The sequence below is a fragment of the Anaerofustis sp. NSJ-163 genome (assembly GCF_024135845.1).
Classification (GTDB): Bacteria; Bacillota; Clostridia; order Eubacteriales; family Anaerofustaceae; genus Anaerofustis; species Anaerofustis butyriciformans.
Genome location: NZ_JAMYJV010000003.1, coordinates 251,394 through 264,071, shown reverse-complemented (window position 1 = coordinate 264,071; position 12,678 = coordinate 251,394). Strand labels below are relative to the sequence as shown.

At 30.0% G+C, this 12,678-nt stretch carries 10 protein-coding genes and 3 tRNA genes; 6 read left to right on the top strand and 7 right to left on the bottom strand.

What is annotated here, in order from left to right; all coding sequences use genetic code 11:
• Positions 1-151 precede the first annotated feature (151 nt).
• On the top strand, positions 152-1,516 hold the full coding sequence (locus M6G78_RS04695; RefSeq protein ID WP_253229745.1) for a PTS galactitol transporter subunit IIC: 1,365 nt from the start codon (positions 152-154) through the stop codon (positions 1,514-1,516).
• Positions 1,517-1,792: 276 nt separating this feature from the next.
• Here M6G78_RS04695 and M6G78_RS04690 read toward each other — a convergent pair.
• The 5 genes from M6G78_RS04690 to M6G78_RS04670 form a co-directional block, all read right to left on the bottom strand.
• Positions 1,793-1,867 (bottom strand) — tRNA-Glu (locus tag M6G78_RS04690).
• Between the two features lie 7 nt (positions 1,868-1,874).
• Positions 1,875-1,951 (bottom strand) — tRNA-Met (locus M6G78_RS04685).
• A gap of 12 nt (positions 1,952-1,963) precedes the next feature.
• Positions 1,964-2,039: transfer RNA gene (locus M6G78_RS04680), tRNA-Met, on the bottom strand.
• Between the two features lie 81 nt (positions 2,040-2,120).
• Positions 2,121-2,696 carry a hypothetical protein gene (locus tag M6G78_RS04675; protein ID WP_138268443.1) on the bottom strand — a complete coding sequence of 192 codons (576 nt, stop codon included), beginning with the start codon at positions 2,694-2,696 and terminating at the stop codon, positions 2,121-2,123.
• 126 nt (positions 2,697-2,822) lie between these two features.
• Positions 2,823-3,929, bottom strand: a complete 1,107-nt coding sequence (locus M6G78_RS04670; RefSeq protein WP_253229744.1) for an SLC13 family permease — start codon at positions 3,927-3,929, stop codon at positions 2,823-2,825.
• 217 nt (positions 3,930-4,146) lie between these two features.
• Between M6G78_RS04670 and M6G78_RS04665 the strand changes: the two genes are divergently transcribed.
• Together M6G78_RS04665 and M6G78_RS04660 are read left to right on the top strand one after the other, a co-directional pair.
• Positions 4,147-4,608 (top strand): MarR family winged helix-turn-helix transcriptional regulator, encoded by a 462-nt coding sequence (locus M6G78_RS04665; protein WP_253229743.1) that lies wholly within the window; start codon positions 4,147-4,149, stop codon positions 4,606-4,608.
• Positions 4,595-5,974 carry an MATE family efflux transporter gene (locus tag M6G78_RS04660; RefSeq protein WP_371922828.1) on the top strand — a complete coding sequence of 460 codons (1,380 nt, stop codon included), beginning with the start codon at positions 4,595-4,597 and terminating at the stop codon, positions 5,972-5,974. Before M6G78_RS04665 ends, M6G78_RS04660 begins: the two co-directional genes overlap by 14 nt.
• A 63-nt stretch (positions 5,975-6,037) precedes the next feature.
• Here the strand turns inward: M6G78_RS04660 and M6G78_RS04655 are convergent, their stop codons facing one another.
• On the bottom strand, positions 6,038-7,630 hold the full coding sequence (locus M6G78_RS04655) for a Na/Pi cotransporter family protein (protein WP_253229741.1): 1,593 nt from the start codon (positions 7,628-7,630) through the stop codon (positions 6,038-6,040).
• 332 nt (positions 7,631-7,962) lie between these two features.
• Here M6G78_RS04655 and M6G78_RS04650 point away from each other — a divergent pair, with 332 nt between their 5' ends.
• The 3 genes from M6G78_RS04650 (at position 7,963) to M6G78_RS04640 (ending at position 9,911) form a co-directional block, all read left to right on the top strand.
• The gene (locus tag M6G78_RS04650) at positions 7,963-9,156 is read left to right on the top strand and encodes a hypothetical protein (protein ID WP_253229740.1); all 1,194 of its coding nucleotides are present in this window, start codon (positions 7,963-7,965) and stop codon (positions 9,154-9,156) included.
• A 131-nt stretch (positions 9,157-9,287) separates the two neighbouring features.
• Positions 9,288-9,602: a DUF6442 family protein gene (locus M6G78_RS04645; protein ID WP_138268437.1), complete on the top strand. Its 315-nt coding sequence runs from the start codon at positions 9,288-9,290 to the stop codon at positions 9,600-9,602.
• A 99-nt stretch (positions 9,603-9,701) separates the two neighbouring features.
• Entirely contained in the window at positions 9,702-9,911 is a 210-nt protein-coding gene (locus M6G78_RS04640) for a helix-turn-helix transcriptional regulator (protein ID WP_138268457.1), read from the top strand.
• 34 nt (positions 9,912-9,945) lie between these two features.
• On the opposite strand, the gene M6G78_RS04635 is transcribed toward M6G78_RS04640, so the two are convergent.
• Positions 9,946-12,549 (bottom strand): calcium-translocating P-type ATPase, PMCA-type, encoded by a 2,604-nt coding sequence (locus tag M6G78_RS04635; protein WP_253229739.1) that lies wholly within the window; start codon positions 12,547-12,549, stop codon positions 9,946-9,948.
• Positions 12,550-12,678: the final 129 nt, after the last annotated feature.

The following is a 12,678-nucleotide window of genomic DNA, read 5'->3' as shown; positions in this document are numbered from 1 at the left end:
AAAAGATTATTTATTCATATAAAAATCATTACTAAAAAAGTAATGACAATTATCAAATAATTATAAATAAAAATCATTATGTTTTCTTTGACTGTATATAAAAAAAGTTATATAATTTATTTAAGTTATTACGTTTTAGGGAGGATACATCATGGATTATATTGTAGGCTTTTTTGATATCTTATCAAACTTGGGGGCAAGCGTTATGATGCCTATTATCATTTTCGTTATTGCCCTTTGTATTGGCACAGGCTTTGGCAAAGCCTTAAAATCAGGACTTACCATAGGGGTTGCATTTATAGGAATAAACCTTGTAATCAATCTACTTGGTAACACTATCGGTCCGGCAGCACAACAAATGGTTGAAAATCTAAATTTAAATCTAAATATACTTGATGTTGGCTGGCCGACTGCAGCTCAAATTGCATTTTCAACACAGGTAGGAGCGATAATAATACCTGTATGCTTGCTTGTAAATGTTGTTATGCTTGTACTTAACTTAACACAAACAGCAGACATTGATATTTGGAATTTCTGGCAGCTTGCTTTTACAGGTTCGCTGGTTGCAATTATTACATCATCAGTTCCTCTAGGACTTCTTGCCGCAGTATGTGAATTTGTAATTGCTTTGGTTCTTGCGGACTTAACGGCAGAGAGAATAGCAAGAGTTACAAAAATGGAAGGAATAAGTTTCCCTCATACAATGACAGTAGTCCTTGCGAGTATTTCTTTTGTAGTTGATAAAATTATCGATAAAATTCCTGGACTTAACAAAATAGACATCAATGCAAAGAAAATGGAAGAAAAACTTGGGGTACTTGGAGATCCTTTAATTGTAGGATTTGTAATCGGACTTATCATAGGTATCCTTGCTTATGGAATAAAAGCATACGATAAATATTTATTAATTGCCATAACTCTTGGAGCTACACTTGTTTTAATTCCTGCAATGGCAAAATACTTTGGTGAAGCATTAACACCAATTTCAGAAAGAGCACAAGTTATAATAAACAAAAAATTCAAAAATAGAAGTAAAATATATATCGGTATGGATGCCGCAGTAGCCCTTGGTAATCCTACAACCATAGCAACAGCACTAATCTTAACTCCTGTAATTATTTTACTTGCATTAATCGTACCTGGGAATCAATTCTTACCATTTACAGACCTAAGCTCTGCACCTTACATAATGGCATTAATTGTTCCAATGTGTAACGAAAATGCATTTAGAAGTTTACTTATTGCAATATCAATGATGGCAATCGGTGTACTTCTTTCAACCGCAATTGCACCGGTATTTACACAAGCTGCAATAAGTGCATCTTATCAACTTCCGGAAGGCTTCAGCTTGGTTAGTTGTATTTCAAATGCTTCAACACCTCTTAACTTTATACTTGTTAAAATTTCAGAATGGTTCAGAGGATTTGGCGCAATCGCAATTTTCTCAGTTGTCAGCTTAGCATGTGCAATCGCAAACGGTATTAGAATCAGAAGACAAGTTAAAAACGAAAAATAATAAAAATTAAAAGCATCCTTTAAGGATGCTTTTTAATACCAAAGTATTTTATTTAAAACTTTCATATATCTTTACTATTCTTATTTTTTTCTCAAATTTATGATTAAAGTCTATACTATACTTTTTATTTTAATAGTCATACTTATATAGAATGGAGATTAGAAAAAATAAAAAATTTTGTATAAAATAAAAACTTCTAAACTTACTATTTACATACACCCTATTATTAAACTATATAAATAAAAAAACTACCGTTACGGTAGTTATATCTCAAATTGGTGACCCCTAGGAGAATCGAACTCCTGTTTTCGCCGTGAAAGGGCGACGTCTTAACCGCTTGACCAAGGGGCCATATATATGGTAGCGGGAATAGGATTTGAACCTACGACACCACGGGTATGAACCGTGTGCTCTAGCCAACTGAGCTATCCCGCCATATTTACTTTTTGGTTGCGGGGACAGGACTTGAACCTGCGACCTCCGGGTTATGAGCCCGACGAGCTGCCAACTGCTCCACCCCGCGTCAGCACGATATATTATAGTATAACCATATATATCTTGTCAATACTATTTTTATATTTTTTTAATTTTTTTTTTACATAATTTAAAAGTGAAATTTATCACTTAAATCTTCAATTTCTTCATACTCTTTTTTCTTTTTCATTAAGAATAAAACAAGGAATGCTCCTATCATTATTCCAAGCCCAAGACCTATAAAGAAATCAACTGGATAAGTTGTAATTATGTAAAGTCTTAAAAATGCAACCAAGCCGGTAATACAAAGTGCATATAAACCAAACTGTTTATTAGTATAATAAATCAAAACGGTACTGCTTGCGCACATCATTATATATCCAGAAGGAAAAGTATATCTTCCAATTTCAGGCAGATATATTCCAACACCGTTTGTACTTAAAAATTCTCTAAAATGAAATAAAACAGGTTTCATAACTTCATTGCCCACTATAGAGCAAAGGAAAAGCCCGATAATGATTAAAATAGAAACTCTTTTATCTCTTGTATAAAAATATAAGAATATACTTGCTACAATCCATATAAATCCCATAACCAAAACATTACTTATAATAGGTATAATATGATTTGATAATATCGTATTTAAGGATATTGGAAGCGCCAAATTATCTATAAACATTATTATTGAATCAATTATATTATCCATACATGACTCCTATGTAAATTTTTAAATTATTATAAACTAATTTACTAAAAAGTTCCACTTTTTAATAAATAAAAAGAATAAATATAACATTATTTATTCTTTTTTTATATAAGATTAATAATTATATCATAAAACAAGTGCAATTATTGTAAATAAAACAAGTAAAATAACATTAAGAATAGTAAATGTTATAATATATTTCTTTGCTTCCACTTTTTCTGATTTTAAATATATCTTAAAGGAAATCAAACTTGCAAAAGAAGCAATTAACGTTCCAAGACCTCCAATATTACACCCTAAAATTAAAGCATGGTAATTATTTGTAAATACAGAAAGCAAAAGTGCTGATGGTACATTACTTATTATCTGACTTGTAATTATCGAAGTAATAAGAGCATTTTTTTCCATAAGTAAAGATATAAAATCATTAATTTGAGGAATTCTGCTTATATTCCCTGCAAATACAAAAAAACATAAAAATGTTAAAATCAGTGAATAGTCTGCATATCTTAAAAGCTTTTTATCAAATATCAGTATGGCTAAAACAATAATAACCAAAAGTATCTTATAATCCAATATATTAAAAACTGATAAAAGACATATTAAAAATAGCATTATAAAAATAGCAGTCTGCTTTATGTCAAAAGTAAAGTATTTATCAAACGCTACACTTATTACTTCATCTTTTATATATAGACAGCTTAGTAAAAGATATATTAAACTAAGTAGCACATAAGGATAAATAATAGAAACAAGCCCTCCAAAACTCAAGGAAAATTTACCGTATAAATATAGATTTTGAGGATTTCCTATAGGAGTTGCCATACTTCCGAGATTAGCTGCAATAGTTTGATTTACTATGGTCCATATTAAATACTCTTGTTTATTTATCATTTTAAGTATTAAAACACAAAATGGAACAAATGTTATAAGAGCAACATCGTTTGTTATAAACATAGAACTTATAAACGGAAGCAAAACAAGAATTAAATATAATAATCTAAGACGTTTTTTTCCGTATAATATCCTTTGAGCAAAAGAAGTAAAAAATCCATGCTTTTGAAGTCCGTCTATTACAATCATTAGTGAAAATAAAATCGCAAGCACCTTAAAGTCAATATAGGAAATATATTCTTTTGAAATCGGAACAAAAAAAACCGATATCAAAGCAACTATAAAAGATACAAAAAGTATAAACTCACTTTTAATTTTTAATAAAATTTTATTTAACATATAAATCCCTTTCCCCGATTAATATCAATTTATAAAAACTTCATATTTGAAATTACATTTTATCATTTTTTTCATGAATATTTTACAACAATTAAAAACCTTTTTACAAGCATATATTTACATAATAAAAATGTCTTTTTTATTGACAAAAAAAACAATAGTGATAAAATAATAATCAATTAGTTTACAAGTAAACTAATAAGGGGGGGGAATATTTATGTATTTAACGAATATAGAAAAAGTATTAAAACATTTTGCAAATATAAGAAAAGTTTACGCAAAAGCATTCACTAATATGTTAGAGGACGACTCTTTTTCGCCAAATGAAATAAACATCTTAATTTTTTTAAACAATAATCCTACAAAAAATACATCAAAAGAATTATGTAAATATCTTGATGTATCAAAAGGGCTTGTTTGCAGAAGCATAGATTCACTTTTAAAAAAGGATTTAATAAAAATCAAACCAGACAATACAGATAAAAGAGTTCAGCATATAATTCTTGCAAACAAATCAAATGAAATAATAAAACAAATTTTAAACGCAAAAGACGAAATAGACAAAATTATTTTAAAAGAAATTTCCATTGAAGAAATAAACCAAATGGAAAAAACAATAAAAAAAATATTAAACATCTTTGAAGAAAGGGCAAAAAACTATGAAGATAAAAATGTCTAAAGAAGTTGATCTTGGGAAAGAACCCGTTGGCAGATTGCTTATGATTTTGGCTTTACCTGCTATTATATCTCAAATAGTAAATGCTTTATATAACATGGTAGACAGAATGTACATAGGGCATATCCCAGAGGTTGGAGCAACGGCTTTAACGGGAGTTGGGGTATGTTTCCCTCTTATAATGATCGTTTCCGCTTTTGCTTATTTATTTGGAGTTGGAGGCTCTCCAAGAGCAAGCATATTTATGGGAAGAAAAGACAATGAAACAGCTGAAAAAATATTAGGTAACTGTTTTAGCTCACTAGTAATAGTATCAGTTATTTTAACTCTAATTATGCTTATATTCAAAACACCTTTACTTTATCTTTTCGGCGCAAGCGAAAATACAATAACCTATGCCTCGAATTACATAACCATATATGCAATAGGAACAATTTTCGTACAAATTACCCTCGGACTAAATGCCTTTATATCAGCACAGGGTTTCTCAAAAATAAGCATGCTTACGGTTTTAATCGGCGCAGTAACAAATATTATTCTTGACCCTATTTTTATTTTTGGTTTGAATATGGGTGTAGAAGGTGCCGCAACAGCAACTGTAATATCTCAAGCATTAAGTGCATTATTTGCATTTAAGTTTATAACGGGAAATAATACAATATTAAAATTAAAAATGGAAAACTTTAAATTAGACAAAAACATTATACTACCATCTGTTGCACTGGGAGTAGCTCCTTTCATAATGCAAAGCACAGAAAGCGTACTTGTTCTTTGTTTTAATTCTTCACTTCTTAAATACGGAGGGGACTTGGCTGTAGGTGCAATGACAATTTTATCAAGCATAATGCAATTTGCAATGTTACCTCTTCAAGGTATTACCCAGGGAGGACAACCTATAATAAGCTATAACTACGGAGCAAGAAACAAAGAAAGAATAAAGAAAGGATTTAAGTTAATTCTTTTAAGTTGTCTTTGTTATTCGACTTTACTTTGGGCAGTTTCACAATTTTGCCCTAAAATACTTATAAATATTTTTACTTTAGACCCAAATCTTGAACAACTCTCATTATGGGCTATTAAAATATATATGGCGGCTCTTTTATTTATGGGTGCTCAAGTTGCATGTCAGCAGACTTTTATCGCCTTTGGAAAAGCAAAAATATCAACATTCCTTGCAATATTCAGAAAAATTATATTGCTTATCCCGTTAATTTATATATTACCGGCTTTAATGAATGATAAGCTAAAAGCAGTATTTTTAGCAGAACCAATAGCAGATATTATTGCAATAGCAACAACATGTACAATGTTTATGATAAGTCTTAAAAAGATAATAAAAGAAATGGACAGTGATAATATAATTATTTAATAAAAGTTTAAAAATTTATTTAACAAACTAAAAAGACCTGTAAAAATACAGGTCTTTTTAGTTTTATGCTTCATGAACTACTATCATATTATAATCTCTTGCTATTGCAAGCATATGTTCATTTATTCTTTCCACGTCATTTACAAGCTGAGAGAAGAATAAAGTAAGCTCAAAAGAAATACTCTTTTCTTTCATTCTCTTTGTTTGACGTCTTTTTATTTCTTTGCAGAATGCCTTAATTCGTCCATAATGTTCTTCTTCTTTTTTAAGATCTTTTAAATCTTTTGATGCCATAAATATAAGATTTTGAAGTTGTCCTATTCTGTCTTTTTCTTCGCTGTTTAAAGTTACTTTTTCCTGATATTTCTGTATTCTTACAGCGTAATTTGAAATTCTCTCTATATCTATCAAAAGATGATAATAAACACTCATTTTAAAGCTGTTTTCACTGTTTTGCTCAATACCGAGAGCTTCGGTAATATATTCCGAAAGTTTTAAGTTGATTGTATTTACTTTATCTTCGCTTCTTAATAAATCTTTTTCTTTTTGTTTGTCAAAATTTACCAATTGTGAAAGACTTTCATTTACATTCTTAAAAGCCATATTTTGAATGTTTTTTATTTCGTTTTCTATCTGTTCAACGAGTATTGCAGATGTACCTATTTGATATGAAAGAGTTGGAAGAGGACTTTCAAAAACATCTTCCGTTTCTTCTTTATCTTTGACAGGCAATACTTTTTCCGCAAACGATGCAAGGTATGTACCAAACGGTAATAACAGCAACGTTGTTACAATATTAAACAATGTATGCATATTTGCTATTTGTGCTGCAGGATTTGTCGGTGTAAGAGAACTTATAAAAGATGTTAACGGAGTAAACATACAAATCACGGTAAAAATTATAGTACCGATAATATTGAACGTCAAATGAATAACGGTTGTTTGTTTTGCTTCTCTGTTTGTTCCGATTGAAGCAAGAACAGCGGTTATACAAGTACCTATATTTTGTCCAAATAGTACATAAACAGCCCCGTCTAAACCTATAAGTCCGTTTAAAGCAAGAGCTTGAAGGATACCAACTGATGCACTTGATGACTGAATAACAGCAGTAAATACTGCACCAGCCAAAATCCCGAAGAAAGGATTAGAGAATGTTGTCATTAAACTTATAAACGATTGTGATTCTCTGAGAGGAAGCATAGCCGTGCTCATCATTTCCATTCCTATAAATAAAACACCTAAACCAGCTATAATCTCACCTATACAGTTTGCTTTTGCATTTTTTATAAATACAACCATTACAACACCGATAAAAGCAATAACCGGTGCAATGGCACCTATATCAAGAGCAATCAACTGCCCCGTAATCGTAGTACCTATGTTGGCACCCATGATTATCCATACCGCTTGTCTGAGAGACATCATTCCCGCATTTACAAATCCCACAACCATAACGGTAGTCGCACTGGATGATTGAATGACTGCGGTAATCAGCATACCCACTATTACGCCTATAATTCTGTTTGATGTAAGCTTTTCGAGTATACTCTTCATTTTATCGCCGGCTGCCGTTTCAAGTCCTCCGCTCATCATTTGCATACCGTAAAGAAACAGAGCAAGTCCTCCAAGTAAACTTATAACATTCGATATTGTCATACACATTCTCCCTTTAATTTTTTATGTAAAGTTTTCGTATAAATTAAGCATATTTATTGTAAATTTTTGTAAATTAAATGTATATAGAGTATTCTCATTTTTTACATTCACTTTACATAAATTTTACTTTAGAAAGCTTATTTATATTGTTATCAAAAATATTACATATATAACTACATGTATAACTTAACAAAAATAAAATTATATGAACATTTTTTATGTAATCATTACATTATAAACGTACAAAATACGACTTTTTACTCTTTAAAATTAAAAAAAAAATGACTTTTTGCTTTTTATGTGGTATAAATATATATATTGGAGGGATAGAATTGAAAAAAGGTATAATTAGAATATTTGTTTTGCTAACTTGTATTTTACTTTGCCTTAATATTACAGGGTGCAAAAATAAAAACTATCAATCATTCAGCAAAACGATCAAATATAATGAACTTGACAATACCGATAAAAAAATGTTAAGCGAACTAAATAAAGTTTTATATAAATCAAAAGCTGTTATATGGCAGGATCTTGATTTAAAACAAAGACCTTTACTTCTTGTAAGAAAAGACGAAAGTGATGATAAAGGGAATAAAACAAACAAAGATATTTCCTATTTTGCCATTAACATAAATGGAATTGAAGATGAAAACGTAAAAAAAGTAAGCATGCCAGAAGGTTTCTATTTTGATAGTGTTTATAGATTCAATGATGTAGAAGATTATTTATCAGCTCTAAACAGTAATTATTCATCAAAAAATGATGAATTAAATATTGCCAAAAGCCAAAATGTATTTTATTTTAAATACAATTCAAAAAGTTTTAATAACGAAGAATACCCAAATGAAGCTTTTTCAGCAATGTTTACTAAACAAGCCTTTAACTACTACATTCAAAAAGACTGGCCTAAATATGATAATCCGGCAAGTGTAGGTCTTACGGCAAAAGAACTTTCTTATATAGGTGTTGAATACAAAATAATGGACAATATAAGAAAAGAATGCAACAAAGACAATGTAAATGTAAATAAACTCAATACTTTAATAAGTGAATATGTTACGGTGGAAAAAGAAAGAGAAAAATTAAACGAAACATATATTAAAGACGAAAGAGAAAAAATAACTTACGAAGGAAGTGCTTTTTACGTTGCCATAAGAGCAGCAAGGTTAACTGAAACTCCTTACAACCTTATCTTCTTTGGAGAAGACAACGAAGAAAAAGAAACTGCATTTTATAATACCTTTACAAAAATGAGCAAAGATGAAATACCGGCTACTTACGTAAGTGAACAATCTTTATACTCTATAGGTGCACAACTTTGCATAATGCTAAATAACCTTGATATAAATGGTTGGCAAAAAGAAATAAATGGTTCTTATGAAGATAATGTAGTAACTATTTATGATGTTATATATAAATACTATGAAGATAATAAATTAAAAGAAAAATCTATTGATGATGTAAAAGAAAAATATGATTATGATGAAATATTAAAAGAAGCAAAAAAAATACAAAGATTATTATAAACAGAGGTTAAGCCTCTGTTTTTTATTAAAAGCTTATGACAAGTTTTATAGATATTTTGACAAGTATACTTGACATTATATACATAAAGTGATATATTAAAGCCATAATAAATATATTTGAGGGAAATAAAATGGATAAAAATGAAATACTAGAAAAAAGCAGAAAAGAAAATAATGTTAGAGATGAAAGAGAAAAACAAATAAGCTCATATGCACAAAATGCAAATTTATTAATGTTAATGATTGTAGGTGTTATTATAATTATATTTGATACTATTCATGATATAGATATAAGCGGTATCATGTCTATGTTTTGGGCAGGTTGCCTTGGAGAATATATTTATAAATATATAAAAACTAAAGAAAAATCTTCTATTATAATTATGATAATATGTGTTATCTTTCTTATAAAAAATCTTGTTGAGCATTTTACAATGATTATATAAACAAATTAAATATATTATTCATTATAAAAAATAAAAAGCAAATTATTATGAATGATAAAATATGTTATAATTAAGAAAAACTTTATTGGTAAAATTAATATGAACGAAGAATTAGTATTAAAAAACAGATTAAAAATCGCAAGAGCAGAAAAAGGATTATCTCAAAGCGACCTTGCAAAAATGGTAGGAGTATCAAGACAGACAATAAGTTCAATCGAAACCGGACAATTTAATCCTACTGCAAAACTCGCTTTGATTTTAGCAATTGCCCTTGATAAAAAATTTGAAGAATTATTTTATTTTGAATAAAAAAAAATCCTATGGATAACCATAGGATTTTTTATTATTTACAATTTCTTATTCTCTTTAATAACTGAATTATAGGTAAGTTTAATAATGCAAGACCATATACTGTAAATAATTGGCTCATATTAAGAGTTTGAACTGAGAATAGTCCTTGCATAGCAGGTATTAATAATACTGCATTTAAAAGAACAAAACCTATAAGGAAAGCTCCTTGCATATATTTATTGTTAAAAAATCTCTTTGTAAAAAGTACTGGCTTCATTGCTTTACAGTTATATCCATGAACAAGTCTAGATAAACAAAGTGTTGCAAACGCCATTGTACTTGCAAGAAGTGCATTTCCGTCTTGATATCCGATATAGAATGCTATAACAGTCATAACTCCTATAACAAAACCTTCTGTTCCTACACTTGTTAAGAATTTCTTATTCATAATAGATTCATCTTTTGGTCTTGGAGGCATATTCATAACATCAGGATTATGAGGTTCAAGACCAAGTGCGATTGCAGGTAGAGAATCTGTTAATAGATTTATGAATAGTAGGTGTACCGGAGCAAATGGAACAGGAAGAGCTGCCAAAGAAGCAAAAAGAACAACAAGGATTGCTGCAAAGTTTCCTGAAATAAGGAATTGTATTGCTCTTTTTATATTATTATAAACGTTTCTTCCGTTTTCAACTGCTTTTACGATTGTTGCAAAGTTATCATCTGTTAAAACCATAGATGATGCATCTTTTGATACTTCTGTACCTGTTATACCCATTGCAACCCCTACATCAGCTTGTTTTAATGCTGGTGCATCATTTACGCCATCCCCAGTCATAGAAACTATATTGCCTTTTTCCTGCCAAGCTCTAACGATTCTTATTTTATGTTCAGGAGAAACTCTGGCATACACGCTTATGTTTTCTACGAAGTCTTTAAGTTCTTCATCGCTCATGTTTTCTATTACACTGCCTTCACAAGCTTCACTTTCATTTTTTAAAATACCAATTCTCTTAGCGATTGCAGAAGCTGTTACCTTATGGTCTCCTGTAATCATAATAGGTTTGATACCTGCTTTGATACATTCTTCAACTGCTGCTTTACTTTCTTCCCTTGGTGGGTCCATCATTGAAATAAGACCAAGGAAAGTAAGCCCGTTTTCATCTTCAAGTTCCAATGCTTTTTCTTCATCAAAATTTTTATAACATACCGCAAGAACCCTTAAACCGTTTCTTGAGTATTCCATATTTTGTTTTTCTATTTTTTCTTTATCTTCATCAGTAATTTCTACGGTATTACCATCTTTTACTATGTGTGTAGCTCTGTCTAAAATAACATCAATGGCACCTTTTGTTATCATAACGTAAGTATCTTTAATATTATTTAGAGTAGACATAAGTTTACGATCACTATCAAAAGGAATTTCACTTAATCTTTGATATTTATTTCTTAAATTAAGAGCACTATAACCATACTTTTCACCTAAGTTAATAAGAGCTGTTTCTGTTGGGTCTCCAATTTCATTTCCGTCAATATTTGTAGAGTCATTACAAAGAATGCTGTATAAAAGAAGACTTGACTGTGAATTATCATGTATATCTATCTTATCTGAAGTTATATCTTTTTCATTTACATAATAGTTTTCAACAGTCATTTTATTTTGTGTTAAAGTACCTGTTTTATCAGAACAAATTATAGATACACTACCTAAACCTTCAACGGCTTGAAGTTTACGAATAATAGCACCTTCTTTTGCCATTTTTTGTGTACCAAAAGCAAGAACTATAGTTACAATAGAGCTTAATGCCTCAGGAATTGCAGCAACGGCAAGAGCTACCGCAAATAAGAATGCATCTGTAACATTTCCTCCTTGTACTACTTGAAGCCCAAATAAAAGAGCACATAATATAAGAATTGCAATTGAAAGTTTTTGTCCAAATTTATCAAGGTTTACTTGAAGAGGTGTTTTCTTTTCCTGAGTATTTTTAAGCATACTTGCAATTTTACCTACTTCGGTATCCATTGCAATACCCGTTACAACAAAGCTCGCTCTTCCGTAAGTTACAAAACTTCCGGAATAAACCATATTTCTTCTATCTCCCAAAGGAAGTTCACCTTCTAAAGTTTCCTCTGTTTTTTCAACTGCCAAGCTTTCACCTGTTAGAGCACTTTCATCAACTTTCAAACTTGAACATTCGATTATTCTACCGTCAGCCGGTATAAAATCCCCTGCTTCAAGATGAACTTCATCTCCTATGGTAACTTCTCTGCTTGGTATTTCAATTACAATACCATCTCTCATTACCTTTGCGTTTGGCGATGAAAGCTGTTTCAAACTGTTTAAAGACTGCTCTGCCTTTATTGTTTGAACAGTTCCTAAAATTGCATTGATTGTAATAACAACCAAAATTACTGCCGCACTTTCAACTTCTCCTAGAAACATCGATATTATTGCAGAAGCAATAAGAATAATAACAAGGAAATCCTTGTATTGTTCAAGGAAAATTTGTAAAACAGTTTTCTTTTTACCTTCGCTTAATTCGTTGTAGCCGTATTTTTCTTGATTTTTTTTAGCTTGTTCACTGCTTAAGCCTTCGGTTGTACCATTAATTTCTTTTCTTACATCATTAAAATCCTGATTGTAATAATTACCCATACTTTTCTTTCCTTTCATAATCATACCGTACAATAAAAAAGAGACTTTTATTGTACTTTAATATACAATAAAAGTCTCGCTGTTTCATTATGATACGGATAGATTTAGTATCTATCGAGATTGGCGACA

Coding starts and splice junctions, on each gene's coding strand:
- M6G78_RS04635 (WP_253229739.1), bottom strand. CDS start 12,549: ATGGGTAATTATTACAATCAGGATTTTAATGATGTAAGAAAAGAAATT.
- M6G78_RS04645 (WP_138268437.1), top strand. CDS start 9,288: ATGGATAAAAATGAAATACTAGAAAAAAGCAGAAAAGAAAATAATGTT.
- M6G78_RS04695 (WP_253229745.1), top strand. CDS start 152: ATGGATTATATTGTAGGCTTTTTTGATATCTTATCAAACTTGGGGGCA.
- M6G78_RS04655 (WP_253229741.1), bottom strand. CDS start 7,630: ATGACAATATCGAATGTTATAAGTTTACTTGGAGGACTTGCTCTGTTT.
- M6G78_RS04670 (WP_253229744.1), bottom strand. CDS start 3,929: ATGTTAAATAAAATTTTATTAAAAATTAAAAGTGAGTTTATACTTTTT.
- M6G78_RS04640 (WP_138268457.1), top strand. CDS start 9,702: ATGAACGAAGAATTAGTATTAAAAAACAGATTAAAAATCGCAAGAGCA.
- M6G78_RS04665 (WP_253229743.1), top strand. CDS start 4,147: ATGTATTTAACGAATATAGAAAAAGTATTAAAACATTTTGCAAATATA.
- M6G78_RS04675 (WP_138268443.1), bottom strand. CDS start 2,696: ATGGATAATATAATTGATTCAATAATAATGTTTATAGATAATTTGGCG.